Source organism: Natronoarchaeum rubrum (assembly GCF_024494695.1).
This window is the reverse complement of sequence record NZ_JANHDP010000001.1, coordinates 644115-660259: the sequence shown is the minus strand read 5'-3', so window position 1 is coordinate 660259 and position 16145 is coordinate 644115. Positions and strand designations below refer to the sequence as shown.

Annotated in this window: 16 protein-coding genes; 8 read left to right on the top strand and 8 right to left on the bottom strand. The window is 64.5% G+C overall.

Annotated features, from left to right (window positions below; genetic code table 11):
• The first annotated feature begins 336 nt into the window (after positions 1 to 336).
• Positions 337 to 948: a GNAT family N-acetyltransferase gene (locus tag NO931_RS03465; RefSeq protein ID WP_256391389.1), complete on the top strand. Its 612-nt coding sequence runs from the start codon at positions 337 to 339 to the stop codon at positions 946 to 948.
• Between the two features lie 29 nt (positions 949 to 977).
• Here NO931_RS03465 and NO931_RS03460 read toward each other — a convergent pair whose 3' ends face one another.
• From NO931_RS03460 to NO931_RS03445, 4 genes are all read right to left on the bottom strand, one after another.
• Positions 978 to 1739 (bottom strand): SDR family NAD(P)-dependent oxidoreductase, encoded by a 762-nt coding sequence (locus NO931_RS03460; RefSeq protein ID WP_256391228.1) that lies wholly within the window; start codon positions 1737 to 1739, stop codon positions 978 to 980.
• A gap of 421 nt (positions 1740 to 2160) precedes the next feature.
• Positions 2161 to 3135 carry a hypothetical protein gene (locus NO931_RS03455; RefSeq protein ID WP_256391227.1) on the bottom strand — a complete coding sequence of 325 codons (975 nt, stop codon included), beginning with the start codon at positions 3133 to 3135 and terminating at the stop codon, positions 2161 to 2163.
• A gap of 127 nt (positions 3136 to 3262) precedes the next feature.
• Positions 3263 to 5041, bottom strand: coding sequence for an acyl-CoA carboxylase subunit beta (locus NO931_RS03450; protein ID WP_256391226.1), 1779 nt, complete (start codon positions 5039 to 5041; stop codon positions 3263 to 3265).
• A gap of 46 nt (positions 5042 to 5087) precedes the next feature.
• Positions 5088 to 5348: an amphi-Trp domain-containing protein gene (locus NO931_RS03445; protein ID WP_256391225.1), complete on the bottom strand. Its 261-nt coding sequence runs from the start codon at positions 5346 to 5348 to the stop codon at positions 5088 to 5090.
• A 396-nt stretch (positions 5349 to 5744) separates the two neighbouring features.
• On the opposite strand from NO931_RS03445, the gene NO931_RS03440 reads away from it, so the two are divergent.
• A complete protein-coding gene (locus NO931_RS03440) occupies positions 5745 to 6695 on the top strand; it encodes an ABC transporter ATP-binding protein (RefSeq protein ID WP_256391224.1) in 951 nt (316 codons plus the stop codon).
• Positions 6692 to 7537 (top strand): ABC transporter permease subunit, encoded by an 846-nt coding sequence (locus NO931_RS03435; RefSeq protein WP_256391223.1) that lies wholly within the window; start codon positions 6692 to 6694, stop codon positions 7535 to 7537. Before NO931_RS03440 ends, NO931_RS03435 begins: the two co-directional genes overlap by 4 nt.
• Here NO931_RS03435 and NO931_RS03430 read toward each other — a convergent pair.
• The 3 genes from NO931_RS03430 to NO931_RS03420 all read right to left on the bottom strand — a co-directional run bounded on the left by NO931_RS03430 (position 7530) and on the right by NO931_RS03420 (position 10166).
• Entirely contained in the window at positions 7530 to 8408 is an 879-nt protein-coding gene (locus tag NO931_RS03430) for a class 1 fructose-bisphosphatase (protein ID WP_256391222.1), read from the bottom strand. The genes NO931_RS03435 and NO931_RS03430 overlap by 8 nt on opposite strands.
• Positions 8405 to 9202 (bottom strand): class I fructose-bisphosphate aldolase, encoded by a 798-nt coding sequence (locus tag NO931_RS03425; RefSeq protein ID WP_256391221.1) that lies wholly within the window; start codon positions 9200 to 9202, stop codon positions 8405 to 8407. The genes NO931_RS03430 and NO931_RS03425 overlap by 4 nt, the downstream gene beginning before the upstream one ends.
• A 157-nt stretch (positions 9203 to 9359) precedes the next feature.
• Entirely contained in the window at positions 9360 to 10166 is an 807-nt protein-coding gene (locus tag NO931_RS03420) for a DUF7409 domain-containing protein (protein WP_256391220.1), read from the bottom strand.
• A gap of 149 nt (positions 10167 to 10315) precedes the next feature.
• Here NO931_RS03420 and NO931_RS03415 point away from each other — a divergent pair, with 149 nt between their 5' ends.
• The 5 genes from NO931_RS03415 to NO931_RS03395 all read left to right on the top strand — a co-directional run bounded on the left by NO931_RS03415 (position 10316) and on the right by NO931_RS03395 (position 15484).
• Entirely contained in the window at positions 10316 to 11182 is an 867-nt protein-coding gene (locus tag NO931_RS03415) for a 3-hydroxyacyl-CoA dehydrogenase family protein (protein WP_256391219.1), read from the top strand.
• Between the two features lie 126 nt (positions 11183 to 11308).
• Positions 11309 to 12766 carry a cytochrome ubiquinol oxidase subunit I gene (locus NO931_RS03410; RefSeq protein WP_256391218.1) on the top strand — a complete coding sequence of 486 codons (1458 nt, stop codon included), beginning with the start codon at positions 11309 to 11311 and terminating at the stop codon, positions 12764 to 12766.
• On the top strand, positions 12759 to 13766 hold the full coding sequence (locus NO931_RS03405; RefSeq protein WP_256391217.1) for a cytochrome d ubiquinol oxidase subunit II: 1008 nt from the start codon (positions 12759 to 12761) through the stop codon (positions 13764 to 13766). Before NO931_RS03410 ends, NO931_RS03405 begins: the two co-directional genes overlap by 8 nt.
• A 145-nt stretch (positions 13767 to 13911) precedes the next feature.
• Positions 13912 to 15168 (top strand): WD40/YVTN/BNR-like repeat-containing protein, encoded by a 1257-nt coding sequence (locus NO931_RS03400; RefSeq protein ID WP_256391216.1) that lies wholly within the window; start codon positions 13912 to 13914, stop codon positions 15166 to 15168.
• Positions 15169 to 15229: 61 nt separating this feature from the next.
• Positions 15230 to 15484, top strand: coding sequence for a hypothetical protein (locus tag NO931_RS03395; protein ID WP_256391215.1), 255 nt, complete (start codon positions 15230 to 15232; stop codon positions 15482 to 15484).
• 24 nt (positions 15485 to 15508) lie between these two features.
• Here the strand turns inward: NO931_RS03395 and NO931_RS03390 are convergent, their stop codons facing one another.
• Positions 15509 to 15958, bottom strand: a complete 450-nt coding sequence (locus NO931_RS03390) for an acyl-CoA thioesterase (RefSeq protein ID WP_256391214.1) — start codon at positions 15956 to 15958, stop codon at positions 15509 to 15511.
• Positions 15959 to 16145: the final 187 nt, after the last annotated feature.

Below are 16145 nucleotides of genomic sequence, written 5' to 3'. Positions count from 1 at the left end.
CCCGCTCGTCCGGGACGATCGAGTCCCTCGGTTCGGCGTCGTCGTGCACGTCGCCGGAGGCGTCGAAATCGGATGCTTCGGCTCCGCTCGTCGACGGTTCGTCGACTACCTCGTCGTCGGCCGGCGCCGCTTCCTCGGACGTCTGGGACGATCCGTCCGCCGAATCGTCGTCGGTCGGCGTTTCGTCGTCCCGGCCGCTCGACGCCGTCTCCGACGGTTCGTTGCCGCTCATGTCGGATTCTGGGGGTGCCTGCCGTAAATATCCCCGCCGTCGGGCACCGGTTGACCCGTGGCTTTTTGTTCGCCTCGCGAGACCGCGAAGCCATGCCGGGCGAGTTGTTCCCCGACAGGATCGAGACCGAGCGCCTCGTACTCGAACCGCTGACGACCGAGCACGTCGACACCGTCGAGTTCTACGAGCTCTGCTCGTCCGATCCGGGGATCGAGGACGTGACCGAGTATCTCACCTGGGACCCCCACGAGACGGTCCGTGAGACGCTCGGATTCCTCGAATCGGTCGAGGAGCGGATCGCCGAAGCCGGGGGGATCGACTACGTGATTCGACCGGCTGCAGGCGAGGACGGTGCGGGCGAGATCGCGGGCGCTGCAGCGATCCTGATCGACTGGGACCGACGAACGGCGACCCTCGGAACCTGGCTCCGAAAGCGGTTCTGGGGCAGGGGCTACTCGGGCGAGCGTGCCGCCGCGATGATGGAACTGGCCTTCGACCGGCTGGATCTCGACGTCGTCGAGGTCACACACTGGGCTGACAACGACAAGTCACGCCGTGCCATCGAGAAATACGTCGAGCGCCACGGCGGCCGTCACGAAGGCAAACTTCGGAACCACGACGCGTTTAACGGCGAGCCGATCACCCAGCACCGGTACACCGTCACGCAGGCCGAGTACGAGGCCTCCGGCGGCGGCCCAGGCGTGCTCGACGCATAGCGCCGCCGATCACACCGCCGCGTCGCCGGTCACGTGCTCGAATAGCCGCCGTCGGCCGTGAGTGCGTGGCCCGTGACGAACGACGCCGCGTCGCTGGCGAGGAAGGCGACGCAGTCCGCGATCTCCTCGGGCTCGCCGAGCCGCCGGAGCGGGTAGTCCTCGATCATCTCCTCGCGTGCGGCCTCGGGATCCTCGCGCCCCGCGAAGAACGCCTCCGTGAGCTGCGTGTCGACGAACCCGGGACAGACCGCGTTGGCGCGCACGCCCGCCGGACCAGCCTCCGCGGCGACGGCCCGGGTGAAGTTGATCACGGCCGCCTTCGTCAGCGCGTACACCGACTGGTAGGGGAAGCCGAGCATCCCGCCGACCGACGCCATGTTGATGATCGAGCCCGATCCCTGTTCTTTCATCACCGGCAGCGCGGCGTGACAGCCGTTCCACGTCCCGTTGATGTTCACGTCGACGACGTAGTCCCGAACCGAAGCGTCGGTGTCCTCGACCGACGACGGCGGGTGGCCGATACCGGCGTTGTTGACCAGCACGTCGAGTCCGCGCTCCGCGGCGACCTCGTCGACGACCTCGTGGAACCGGTCGCCGTCGGTCACGTCGAGCTCGAAGCTCGTCGCCTCACCGTCGTCGTCGCGGATCGACACCGCCGTCGCCTCGGCCGCGTCGGCGTCGACGTCCGTCGAGACGACCGTCGCTCCCGCCTCGGCGCAGCGCAGCGCGGTCGACTCGCCGATTCCCGTCCCCGATCCCGTGATCAGCACCGTCTTGTCATCGAGTCGCATACGTCGGCGTCACGCCGAAGCACAATAAACTTTGAACCGGTGGCAAAGAGAAAGGCAACGGGGTTCTTCGAGGGTGGTTAAACATATTACACCTATGGTTTCTACGCGTGAAGAAGTCCTTATCGCAACATCAATCTTAACGTACCAAGAAAGGACATTATTGAAATAGACGTTATGATTTGGAGTGATAATGGATCATATGGATTGGCTAATACTTGCGCACCAACAAATGCGGCAGAGAGAATAGAACATATTTGGACTATGTTAAGTGAGGAATTTGTATTAGCCGTGTCCGGTGAGGTTGTAGACTTTACCAGTAGAGGATTTTCTATCTCCTTTTTATCACTCACTTTGACAATCATGACTGATCCCTCATGGCTTTCTGGATTTCTTTCCTCTTGAGAATTGTCTGTCATCTTGCTCATTCTCCTGCCATGGAGTGGAATTGATTAATTGAGTGAACTATAAACAGATTGATGCTACACTGACCAATACCATCACATTCTGTTGATAGCCTCACTACACTGTCCTCACTAACAAAACTAGGCCACAAACACGCTTCTATATTCATTTTGCCATTTCTATGATATTTAATAGAGATACTACATGAATGCTTCTCATAGTAGTTCTTATCATCGGGGAAGACTGCATATGCCTCAGTACAATCCCAGTCATTAGTAAGGGAGATTGCATCATCCTCTTTTGAATTCCTATTGAGGTCTTTCTCGATTATACTAAGTATTTTCTTCCAAGTTCTGCCAAATTCTATGTCATAACCCGTGATATCTTTAGGCTTGATGGACACACGATTATGAAACTGGCAGTATTCATCAAGCGATTTAAGCGATTTCAATACCTCAGGGGATTGAACAAGGTGGAGATCATTAGCTTTAGACAAGTCTTCATAGGTAATCTCGTCTAAGGAGATATCCGAGGCTTCTATATCTAAGAAACTCTCCAAGGTATTCTTAATCTTCTGACAGCAGTTCCTGATTGCCCTCTGGTCCTTTGAGAAGGACTGTAGTCGAGCTTCCCAAACCCTCTCTAGATCGTCCTCGAAAGCGCTAAGCGGTTCATTCTGATCATAAAGATCATATATGTGTGCCTGGATACTTTGCCAAGTTACCTCAAAGTCACGAGCAGTTTGCTTTTCAGCACGTATCCTACTCGGAGACGGATCAAAGAGGTACTTTCTGTAAGTCAAATACTTATCTACAACCTCTTTTATGGTTTTTCGCCTTTTTATAGCATGGAGATTATTAATAGCATCTGGAAAGTACTTTAGGCGATACTGATCAAATTCTATTGGAACTATCTCATCACTCACATCAGAAGTGTCTGGGTCTGCCCAGCTTCCACAAGGAGAGGATATGTACGTTTGAGCTGTTGGTGGCATACGTCATCGTTAGCACTGGTATAATAAAATCCCTAAGCCAGAATTTTAATTGGGTTCTATCACTTCCTCCTGCTGTGTTCCTGATTAAAGTTGATCGGGACTTTTAAATAGTAGATGTCCCCCTCAGCTACAGTACAGTACCGTGCTTCTTGTCGGGCAGATCCTTCTCGACGTCCTCGTAGAACGCGAAACGGGCGGCCAGCTCTGCCCGCAGCTCGCTCGGCGGGACGATCTCGTCGATCACCACCTCGCTGGCCATGCGGTGGACGTCGATGTCCTCGCGATACTCCTCCCGGAGTTCGGCTTCCCGCTCCGCGCGCTCGTCCTCGTCGTCGATCTCGGCGAGTTTGTTGGCGTAGACGGCGTTGATCGCCGCCTCGGGACCCATAATCCCGATCTCCCCCGACGGGAGCGCGATCACGCTCTCGGGATCGTACGCCGGGCCGCCCATCGCGTAGATGCCGGCGCCGTAGGCCTTGCGCGTGACGACCGTCTGCTGGGGCACCGTCGCAGACGACGTGGCGTAGATGAACCGTTTGCCCTGTTCGAGGATACCCTCCTTCTCGACCTGCGAGCCGGCCATAAAGCCCGGCGTGTCACAGAGGTAGAGCAGCGGAACGTTGTACGCGTCGGCGGTCCAGATGAACTGTGCAGCCTTCTCGGCGGCGTCGGGGAAGATCGCGCCGGCGCGCTCGGCGGGCTGGTTGGCGACGATCCCGATCGGTCGGCCGTCGATCCGGGCGAACCCGGTGACGATCTCGGCGCCGTAGCCCGATCGCAACTCGAAGAAGGAGTCGCCGTCGACGAGGCGCTCGATCACCCGGTTCACGTCGTACCCCTCGTTGGGTCGGTCGGGGACGACGGCGTCGATCCCGTCCGGCGACTTTACGGGCGCGACCGTCTCGGACTTCGGCGGTCGCTCGTCGGCGTTGTCCGGGAGATACGTGAGCAGTTGCGCGACCAGTTCGCGGGCGTGCTCCTCGTCTTCCGCGATCAGGTCGGCGCTGCCCGACTCCTCCATGTGGACGCGCGGTCCCCCGAGCTCGTTTAGATCGATCTGCTCGCCGGTGACCATCTCGACCATCCGCGGGCTGGCGATCGCCATCGCGCTCATTCCCTCGACCATCACGGTGAAGTCGGCGAACACCGGCGTGTACGCCGCCCCGGCGATGCAGGGACCGTACAGCACGCAGATCTGTGGGACTCGACCGGAGAGCATCGAGTGGTTGTAGTAGTACTTCCCGATCCCCTCGCGGTTGGCGAAGAAGCCGGTCTGCTGGTCGATCCGGCCGCCCGAGGAGTCCATCAGGTAGAGGACCGGGCGGCCGCTTTTGAGCGCGCGCTGTTGCATCCGCAGGAACTTCTCGACGCCGCGCTCGGCCATCGAGCCGGCCTTCACGGTGAAGTCGTTGGCCATGAAGTGGAGCGACCGGCCCTCGAACTCGGCGGCGCCGGTCAACAGCCCGTCGGCGGGCAGTCGATCGTTCGGATCGTACTCCTCGACGTCCGGGCTGTCGGGATGCCAGGCATCGAAGTTAGCGAACTGTCCGTCCTCGAACCCGACGCCCTCCTCGCCGAACCAGAGATCGAGCCGATCCCGAACGAACAGCTTCCCCTGTTCGTCGAGGCGCTCGCGGTACTTCTCCGGCCCGCCGGCTTCGATCTCTTCGATCTCTTCGAGGAGCTGTCGCTCGCGCTCCGTCGGGCCGAGTTCCTCGCCGCCGTCGCTCCCCGTCGCCGTCGCCGAGCCCGGCGAATCCGATGGCTCGTCCGGCGAGCGCGTCGCTGACGGCGACGCCGCGTCGTCGACGTACACCTCCACCGATTCCTCGACGTGGCTCGACAGCGCCGCGGCGATGGCCGCGGCCTCGTCGTCGGTCGCGTCCGCCCCGATGCGAACTTTCACGTCACCGTGTGCGCGGAGAGCCGGTAAAACAGTTTTCCCGGTCGCGTTACTCCGGCGGCTCCTGATCTTGCTGCTCGGGTTTCCAGCCCAGTTCGATCTCGACCGACTCGTGGTCGCCGCGCAGTAGCGACGAGCGCTCGACGATGTCGATCTGGTAGTTGATCGAGTCCGGCGGGGACAGATGCACCGACTTGTTGCCGGCATGAACGGTCGTGTCGCTGGATTCGAACGCGTCCGCGAGCTCCCGGAGCCGGTCGGCGATATCGTCCCGAGTCTTGGTGTCCGTGTAGGAAGTCCGATCCGCCATAGTGGGAACGGGGGACGTGGGCCAGATTGTAATACGCGGGCTAGGGCTCCGAAAGCAACGCCGATATCGCTCGGACGGATGGCACCGAGAACGGTAGCATATCAAAGACGGAACGAAAATTCCGGGCCGGTCCCGGCGTCCTGTTCCGCCCCACATCAGCGGGTCGCGCGGACGTCCTCTCTCCGAACAGTGCGGCTCCCGAATCCCCCGATTCGGGCGGACGCACCCGGCGTCCGGCTTCGAGATAGCGCCTGATTCGACATTGTAATAGAGCGTCTACGCTCCGGTAGGGACTGATTTCCCAGTCGACGAGCGGGGTCGGTTTCGTGACAGTTCATTCCGCCTATTCAATGTAGGTTGTTTTATAAGTCTGGACGAAGATGCTCCGACCGACGAATGAGTCCTCCAGCAATCGAAACCCAAAACCTGACGCGGCAGTTCGGCGACGTGCTCGCGGTGGACAGCCTCGATCTCACCGTCCGATCGGGTGAGATCTACGGCTTCCTCGGGCCCAACGGGGCCGGAAAGTCGACGACGATCAACATGCTGCTCGATTACATTCGCCCGACGGATGGGACGGCGACGGTGCTCGGCCTGGACGCCCAGTCCGACATCAAGGAGATCCACCAGCGCGTCGGCGTCCTGCCGGACGACGTCGGGCTGTACGACCGGCTCACTGCGCGCAAGCACGTCGAGTTCGCGATCGACGTGAAAGAGACCGACGACGATCCCCAGGCCCTCCTCGAACGCGTCGGGCTCGCCGACGCCGCCGACCGGAAGGCCGGCGGGTTCTCGAAAGGGATGGGCCAGCGCCTTCGTCTCGCGATGGCGCTGGTCGGCGATCCTGAACTGTTGATCCTCGACGAGCCGACCTCCGGGCTCGACCCGAACGGCGCGCGCGAGCTCCGCGAGATCGTTCGCGAGGAGAACGAGCGCGGCACCACCGTGTTCTTCTCCAGTCACATCCTCGGGCAGGTCGAGGCGGTCTGTGACCGCGTCGGTATCATGAACGAGGGACAGATGGTCGTCGAGGACTCGATCGAAGGCCTCCGTGACGAAGTCGGGTCGGACACCCAGCTCACGGTTCAGGTCGGCGGCCAGCCCGACGGCGTCGCCGGCTCGCTGCGCGACCTCGACGCCGTCACCAGCGTCTCGATCGAGGGCTCGACGATCCGGGTCGGCCTCTCGGAGCGCGGGAGCAAGACGGCGGTGCTCTCGGCGATCGAGGACGCCGGTCTCACGGTCGACGACTTCTCGACCGAACAGGCCAGTCTCGACGACCTGTTCGCGAGCTACACGTCCAAGGGCGTAGACACCAGCGCGGAGCCCGCGGAGGTGGACGCATGAGCGGAGCTAACGCCTGGATCGACGTCGCGAAGAAGGACTTCGCCGACGCCGCGCGCTCGAAGATGCTGTGGGTGCTGTCGGCGCTGATGATCGTGTTCGTCGGAATCGCTTCGTACGCGCCGAAGGCGCTCGGCGGCGATCCGGACATCGCGGCGGCGCTGAACTTCATGAGTACGCCGATGCTGCTGTTGATCCCGATTCTCGCCATGATCGTCGGCTACATGTCGATCGTCGGCGAACGTGATACGGGTAGCATTCGGATGTTGCTCTCGCTTCCCATCGTCAGAGGCGAAGTCGTTCTCGGGAAGGTTCTGGGCCGGCTCGGCGTCCTCGCGGTGCCGACGCTGCTCGGCTTCGGCGTCGGCGCCGTCGTGATGTTCGCCGTGTACGGCGAACTCCCCGCAGGATCGTTCTTCGAGTTCCTCGTGTTCACGCTACTGGTCGCCATGCTGTACACCGTCTTCGCGGTCAGCATTTCGGCCAGTGTCAACTCCCGTGGCAAGGCGATGGGGCTGGCCGCGGGCACCATCATCCTCTTCCAGTATCTCTGGTCTGCCATCCCGATCGGCATTTATTATCTCCTGAACGGGACAGTCAGAATCACCGGCGGTGTGCCCGATTGGTTCCAGTTCCTTTCGACGGCGACGCCCTCGGCGTCGCTCCAGAAGTTCCTGCTCATGTTCTTCGACTTCGGCTTCGGGGGCTCGCTGGGGTCCCTGCAGGCTGGTAGCGAGGCACCGATCTACCTGCAAAACTGGTTCAGCGGCATCATCGCCCTGCTGTGGATCGTCGTCCCGCTGGCGATCGGCTACGTGCGGTTCCAGCGCACGACGATCAGTTAAGCTCCTCCGGAAGCTCCCGGATCAATTTCTCGTTACCGACGTACAGCGGCGTCCGCTGGTGAAGCCGTGCAGCGGTCACGTCGAGAATCGACCGCTCGCCGTCGGACGCCGCACCGCCCGCGGCGCGCGCGACGTACGCGATCGGGTTCGCCTCGAACTGCAGGCGGAGCTTTCCTTCCTCGCGCGACTCCAGGGTTGGGTAGGCGAACACGCCGCCGTAGCGCAGCACCTGGTTGACGTCGCCGACGAGCGCGCCGCCGTAGCGCAGTTTCAGCTCCTCGCGGGCGTCGTCGGCGTACCGCTGGAACGCCGGGGGCCACTCGTCGTCGCCGCCGCCGAACCCGAACACGGTCGGATCGTCGGGCAGCTCGAAGCCCTCGCGGAGCGGTTCACGCTCGCCGTCGACGATCTCGTACTCCGCGACCGTCTCACCGCGAGCCTGGATCATCGTGATCGTCGGTCCGTAGACGACGAAGCCGGCGCCGATCATGTCTCGTCCCGCCGCGGGGAGCTCGTCGTCGTAGACGCCGACGATCGTCCCCACGAGGTTGTTCGAGACGAGGTTCGAAGAGCCATCCAGCGGGTCGACCGTGAGGCTCACGCCCGAGCCGCAGTCGATCGGCTCGGCGCGCTCCTCGCTGGCGTAGGCGCCGACGCCGTCGATAGCGCCGAGACGGTCGGCCAGAAGGCGGTCGAACCACCGGTCGGCTTCGAGTTGCTGGTCGCCGCTCGGGTTCTCGGCATCTGTTTCGCCGCGGCGTCCGCGGATCGCGTCGCGGAGTTCCGGCGTGGCGTCGGCGACCGTCGCGAACACCTCGTCGACGATCCGGTCGTAGCGGTCGGCGTCGGTCGGCGCGAGCTGCTCGCTCACGATTCCACCTCCGAGAGCGCCGCTTCTGCGGTCTGTTCCTCGAAGATCACCTTTTCGAGCGCGTCGAGGATGCGCTCGGGATTCTCGCGCTGCCAGACGTTGCGGCCGACCGCGAGCCCGGCGCCGCCGGCGTCGATCACCGACTCGACGCTCTCCAGGAACTGGTAGTCGTCGACCTTCGAGCCGCCGCTCATCACGACTTTGGTGTCGCCCGCGGCGTCGACAGCCCACTCCATGCCCGTCTTGCTACCCGGGTACTTCACCTTCGCCACGTCGGCGCCGAGTTCGAGACCGATCCGCGAGGCGTAGGCGATCACCTCGTCTTTGGTGTCGTTCTTGAGGCCCTGACCGCGGGCGTACGACCACATCACGACCGGGAGGTCGTGGTCGCGCGCGGACTCCTGGGCGTCGCGGAACTCCTCGAACATTTCCGGCTCGCGGTTCGACCCCGGATAGACTGTGTAGCCGACCGCGTCGGCCCCGAGCTCGGCGGCGTACTCGACCGACCAGTTCTTCGGAGAGTAGGGCTCGCCCATCCAGAGGTTACTCGTCCCGTTGAGCTTCGCGAGGAGAGCCACGTCGTCTTCGTAGGAGGGGTAGTACGTCTCCGCGACGCCCTTCTGGACCGCCATCGCCGTCACCGCGTCGTGGGTCGCAGCCTCGAACACCGTCTCGGGGTCGAGCGTCTCGGGAACGGCCTCGAAGTCGGTCGGCCCGTGCTCTAACCCGTGGTCCATCGCGAGGATCAGTACCTTCCCGTCGCGCGCGATCGCCTCGTCGGTCAGCGGGAACATCTATTTCGAAATCCAATCATGCAGTATATATAGATGCCGGTCGAACCGCAAAACCATAATACGGTGTAGGAGGCGGTTAGAATCTTTATAGAGGATTCTAATTGCGCAATATCGCCTAAACTCGCATTACTACGAACGTAGTTAATAACCGGTCTGACTACCCGTCGACGTAGTTCGACGCGGCGTCGACCCACTCACGAACCGTCTCGGTCGGCAGGTCGAGTACTTTGCCGACGTGCTCCGGATCGGCGGTCGCCAGCCGCCGCGCGCTCGTCACGCTGGCGTCGACCAGCGTCGCGGCGACGTCCTCGTCGAGTCCGGGAATCGCGGTGACGGGATCGGCTCGCGCTTCGCGGCGCCACGCGGACTCCCGGGCCCGTGCGGAGCCGCTCCCGTCGGTCTCCGCGGCGTCGCCGACGTCGTCGGGCGTCCAGTCCCCGTCGGTGAGGGGGTCGTCAGACGCCGCGTCTGCCGATGCGTTCGCGTCGTCGCGTGTGTCGTCACCCGCGGGTTGCCAGTCACCCGCGGTTAGGACGGGGCGATCGTCGTCCCGAGACGCGTTCTCGTCCCGCGCCGCAGCGTCGTCGCGCTCCCAGTCGTCGTCCGTGAGCGCCGTCTCGTCGCCATCGTCGCTCTCGGTGCCGCTCGACGCCGCGTCGTCCTCGCGCCAGTCGCTGCTGGCGGCGACCCACTCGCGCTCGTCGTCCTGAAGGTGCCGAACGTTCTGCGAGCGCCGGTCGAGGTGGTGCTCCTCGCCGTCGAACGTCCACGGCAGCGAGTGCCACCGCCGGATCTTCGTCGCCACGCCAGCGTTGATGCCGGCGTCGACGAGTAGCTGATAGGACACCCGCTTCTCGCGGACGTCGGCGACCGTCACCGACTCCGCTGCGAGCGTGGACGCCGTCGCCGGGCCGACGTACCGGAGTTCGAGCAACTCCTCGTCGGCGTCTTCCGTTCGTGTCACGGCCCTCACCGGGTTGTGGAACGATGTTTCCCCGGGTTCTTGAAACTTTCTCCAGCCGTTCCGGGGACGGGACGGCGTCTGACACCGATTCGTTGCGTTACCGGTCAGCGGGAACAAACGTTTATCGCACTCGCGTCACACGTTCACGCATGGTCCGGACACTCGATTCGGTCTCGCGCGTCGGCGTCGTCGGCGCGGGCACGATGGGCAGTGGCATCGCACAGGTCGCGGCGACCGCCGGTTACGACGTGGTGATGCGCGACGTCGAGCGAGCGTACGTCGACGGCGGATTCGACTCGATCGACGACAGCCTCGGCCGTCTGGTCGACAGGGGCGCGCTCGGCGAAAGCGACGCCGAGGCGGCGCGCGAGCGCATCGAGGGGACGACGGAGCTCGCCGATCTCGCGGACTGCGATCTCGTCGTCGAGGCCGTCGTCGAGGACATGGACGTCAAGCAGGACGTGTTCGACGACCTCGAAGAACACGTCGACGAGGACGTGCTGCTCGGGACGAACACCAGCACGCTCTCGATCACTCGGATCGCGAGCGCGACCCACAGCCCCGAGCGGGTCGTCGGCCTGCACTTCATGAACCCCGTTCCGGTGATGGACGGCGTCGAGGTCGTGGTCGGCGAGAAGACGAGCGACGGCGCGGTCGACCTGGCGCACGCGTTCTCCGAGGATCTGGACAAGGAGACGTGGGAAGCCGACGACAAGCCCGGGTTCGTCACCAACCGCATCCTGATGCCGTGGCTCAACGAGGGCATCCGCGCGTTCGACGAAGGCGTCGCGACCAAGGACGACATCGACCGCGGGATGAAACTCGGAACCAACGTCCCGATGGGTCCCTTGGAGCTGGCCGACCACATCGGGCTGGACGTCGTGCTCCACGCCTCCGAGACGCTGCAGGAGGAACTGGGCGATCGATACCGCCCGGCGTATCTCCTCCGGCGCAAGGTCGACGCCGGCGACCTCGGCAAAAAGACCGGTGAGGGGTTTTACGTCTACGACGGCTGACGGCGCGGTCACTGCAGGCGGCGCCGCCGCAAGTATATAAAAAGACCCGCCATTCTCAGGGTCGTAGAATCGCGTCCAGGTTTATCGCCGTACTGGTCCCTCCTGGTAACTAGGAGACGTGTCCACATGGTACCAGTATCTGCAATACTGCTTTCGACAGTACTCGAGGCGATACCGGCCGCCCCGCTCCTGTCGGCGGAGGTCGCGAGCCGAGTCCAGTTCGGCTGGACGATCAGCGTCCACATACTGTTCGCCTCGCTGTCGATCGGACTGGCACCGTTCATCGTATACTTCACCTGGAAAGACGTCAGGACTGGCGACCCGCGGTACGCCCGCCTTCGGGAGTTCTGGGTGAAGCTGTTCGGCATCGGGTTCGTCATGGGGACGGTCACCGGGATCCCGATGAGTTTCCAGTTCGGCACGAACTTCCCCGTGTTCGCCGAGGCAGCGGGCGAGATGATCGGCGGGCCGCTCGCGTTCGAGGCCAAGATGGCCTTCTTCCTCGAAGCCGTCTTCCTCGGCGTCCTGCTGTTCGGCCGCGAGCGCGTTTCCGATCGGACCTTCGTGCTGTCGTCGGTGCTGACCGGCGTCGGCGCGTGGCTCTCGGGCTTCTGGATCCTCGTCGTCAACGCCTGGATGCAGACGCCGCAGGGCTTCGAACTCGTCGAGCGCAACGGGATGGAGGTCGCTCAGCTGACCGATCCGGTCGCCGCCTTCCTGACGCCGCGGCTCCCGTGGATGTACGTCCACATGATCAACGCCTCGGTGATCTCCGTCACGCTGCTGGTCGCCGGCGTCTCGGCGTACTTCGTCTGGCGGAAGCGAAACTCCGAGGCGTGGAACACGGCGCTGCGCGCCGCCGTCGTCCTCCTGTTGCTCACCGCGCCGCTACAGGCGGTCCACGGCGACGCCTACGGCCGGCACGTCGCCGACACTCAAGAACAGAAGTTCGCCGCGATGGAGGCTCACTACGATACGGGACAGGCGGACCTCCACCTCATCGCCATCCCGAAGAGCGTCGACTCGCTGACTGACCCGCGGACCGACAACCTCTGGACGATCAGCCTCCCGGCGATGGGATCGTTCCTCGCGAGCGGCGGCGACTTCTCCGAGGAGGTGGTCGGATTACACGAGTACGACGACAACCCGCCCGTCGCCCTGGTGTTCTGGTCGTTCCGCTTCATGGTCGGGCTCGGGTTCCTCTTTATCGGGCTCGCCCTCTGGGGCGGCAATCTCCTGCGCAAGGGGCGGTTGTCCGAGAGCGACCGCTACTTGCGAGCGATGACGTTGGCGACGCCGCTGGGGTTCGCAGCACTCCTGACCGGGTGGTACGTCACGGAGATCGGGAGACAACCGTGGGTGATACAGGGCGTCCTCAAGACGCAAGACGCCGCCTCGACGACGCTCACCGGGGCCGAGGCGACCACGACACTCGTGGCGTTCGTGGCGCTCTACATCGTCTTGCTCGCCGCGTTCGGCTTCGCATTCAAGTGGCTGATTGAGGGCGAACTCGTTCGGCTGGGCGTGCGCGAGGAGTCGGACACCGACCGGCCGCGGCTTCCCCTGGTGAGTTCCGATGATTAGCCCGCTGATGCTCTCGACCGAGCAGTACCTGGTCCCGTCGCTCCCGACGATCTGGTTCGGCGTCGTCATGTTCACGCTCGCGATGTACGTCGCCCTCGACGGGTTCGACTTCGGGATCGGGATGCTCTACGCGACACGCGACGAGCACGACCGCGAGACCCTGCTCGCGGCGTTCGGGCCTGTCTGGGACGCCAACGAGGTGTGGCTGGTCGCTTTCGGGACGACCCTGCTCGCGGCGTTTCCGCCGATCTACTCGCGACTGCTCAGCGAGCACTACCTGCTCGCCATCGCCGTCGTGATGGGGCTGGTGTTCCGCGGCGTCTCGCCCGAACTCCGGGAACAGCGCGAGGACGAGCTCTGGCAGCAAACGTGCGATCGACTGTTCGTCTTCGGGAGCACGATCACGCCGCTCCTGCTCGGGACGCTCGTCGGGAGCTGGATCTTCGGGACGCCCGCCCTCAGCGCACCGAGTCTCCTGACGGGGATCGGCCTGGTCGCGCTCTCGCTGGCGAGCGGCGCGGCCTTCGTCGCCGCGAAGACGCGAGGCTCGCTCGCCGCCGAGATGGCACGGTACGGGACGGTGTCGACGCTCGCGTATCTCGGCGGCGTCGTCGTCCTCCTCGCGGTCGTTCTCTGGACGGACCCCGTCGGCGTACGGGGCCTACTACTGACGCCGTCGGCAGTTGCCGTGGTGATCGGGAGCGTCGCACTGGGTCTCGGCGGTATCGTCCTCGCCCGACTGGGCCGTCATCGGCTCTGGTTCGCCAGCACGTTGGGGCTCTCTGCCTTGCTGGTCGCTCTCGTCGCCCGGTTGCTGTATCCGACGATCTACCCGGCCAGCGGGCTCACGGTAGAGGCCGCCGTGGTGTCGCCGCTCGCACTCAACCTCGTCACCGTGCTCGGCCTGCCGGTGCTGTTGCTCGTGCTGTGGTACTTCAAGTTCCTCTACGGCGTCTTCGCTGGGCCGATCGACGAACAGGGGGCCGAGGGCGGCTACTAGCTGAAGCCTACCGAAGTCGTTCTCCGGGGAATCTCGGCAGAAACACCGGCGAGGTGTTTTGCGAGCACGAGTAACGATCCGGCGCGCCAACGGTCAGCATCCCCTGTGGACAGTGATTATCACCGTCCCGCCACGATACGGTAGTATGGATGCCGAGCGGTCGTCCGACGATGGCTTCGTCGCGTTCTTCAGAAGCTACACGCAGACGTGGGTCCACGCGGTCGCGACCGCGGGGTTGACCGCGTTCGGACTGTTGACGTTCGTCAACCGATGGTTCGTCGCGCTCGCGCTGGCGTCCTATCTCCTCCCGCCCGCGGCGCTGTACCTCGCCCACGGGGCTGCGGCGGCAGACGTGGTCGAAGGCCGTCGCGACGCCGGCTCGACCGCCGACGAGAGCGATCCCGCGAACCGGGTCGATCGGCACCGGGCGGAATCAGGGCCGGCCGAACCGGGCGGAGGTGACGCCGAGCCGGCGGACGAAGATGCCAGGGAAACGAGTGAGGACGCCGATCCGACGACCGACGATGCCGAACCGCAGCGCCAGTGGACGCGGACGAACGGCCCCACCGACGCCGACCTCGAGGCTGTCGCGATCACCGACGGCGGCGCCTGTGCCGTCGGCGACGGCGGCGTCGTCCTCGCCGAGCGGGAGGATGAGTGGACCGTCGTGCTGGCGGACGGCCCCGCGGCGCAGGGCGAGGACCTCGTCGGCGCCGCCGCTACCGACGACGGCGCCGCGGTCTGGATCGCGGGGGACAGCGGCGCGCTCGGGCGGATCGTCGCCGACGGCTGGCAACACGTCGACTACACGGCCCCCGCAGGCATCACGGACAACTGGTCGGGCGTCGCCGTCGGTGGGTCCGCGGGCGAGGAGACGATCCTACTGATCAACGGCTCCGGAGAAGTGCTCCGCGGCGAGTTCGGTGACGACGGCCCGTCGTGGGCGTCGCCGGTGACGCCGGGGAGCGGGTCGAGCCTGAGCGGCGTCGAACTGGTCGACGCCGCGCTGGCCTACTGCTGTGACACGAACGACGGCGTCTTCGAGACGACCGACGCCGGCAGGTCGTTCGAGCGCGTCGGCGTGGACGGCGCGGGCGGGACGCTGACGGATCTGGCGGCGAGCGAGCGAGACGACTGCTTGGTCGCGGCCGACGACGGCGTCGTCCACCGCTACGACGGCCGCACGTGGACGCCGGATCGGCTCTTCGACGACGAGTTGACCGGGATCGCCCGGGACGGGGAGTACGCCGTGACCTGCGGCGAGGACGCCGTCTTCGAGCGATCGGTACCGGACGCCGATTGGGAGCGCCGCACGTTCGAGAACGACGCGTTCGAGGGCGTCGACAGCCGTGGCGGCCGCGCTGTCGCGGTCGGCGAGGACGGCGTCGTCGTCAGCAGGTGAGGAGCGATCGGCGGCGCCGATTTGGCCCGACGCTTTTCACTCGGCGCGTGGGAGTTCCGGTATGGTCCTCAAACGACTCTTCGGATCGAAGACGAGCCGCTCGGTCACCGTCATCTCGGCGCTCGCACAGGCCGCGCGGGAGTTCAGGCGGGGCGACAGCAAGGCCGGCGCGCTGCTGGTCGCGCTCGGAGCGCTCGCGTACCGATCGACCGTGGCCAGCATCCTCGCGCAGGGCTTTCTCTGGTGGTACCGACGCCGCGGCAGCGCCGCCGAGAGCGCGGGCGCGTCGGAGGAGATAGAGTCCGTGATGCCCTGACGCCGGCGCCGGCCGCAACGCCGCTCAGTCGCCGCCGTTCTCGCCCGCGAGCGCCTCTTCGCGGAGCCGCTCTGCGCGGTCGGTTTCGACGCGCAGGTCCGGAACCTCGACGGTGTTCCGGTCCTCGTCGACCGCGACGTAGACGATGTACGAATCCGCGGTCGGCTCCGTCTCGCCGGTCGTCGGGTTCTCGCGGTACGTCTTGACTCGCACCCGGACGCTCGACGTCCCGGCGGCGTAGACGTACGCCTCGATCAGTGCGGTGTCGCCGACCTGGATCGGGCGCTCGAAGTCGACCTGACTCATCCGCGCGGTGACGCAGGTCTCGCCCGCGAAGCGCATCGCCGACATCGCGCCGACCTCGTCCATCCACTTCATCACGTTCCCGCCGTGGGCCGTATCGAGCATGTTGGCGTGGTTGGGCTGGACCATCGACCGGTTCTCGATGTACGTCTCCGTCAGCCTCGTCGTCATGTACGCTCGTTCCCTGCGGGCACGAAAGACTGCACCGGATCGGGGCGACGACGCGCCGGATTAGGGACGGCGACGGTGCCGAAACACTGCAGCGGCGTCGGGGTCGAGGCTCGTCACACGACGCCGCAGGCGAGTTGGCGTTTCGGCGTTCGACAAGCGTAAAACCCCGCCGAGTGTACGACGCAGT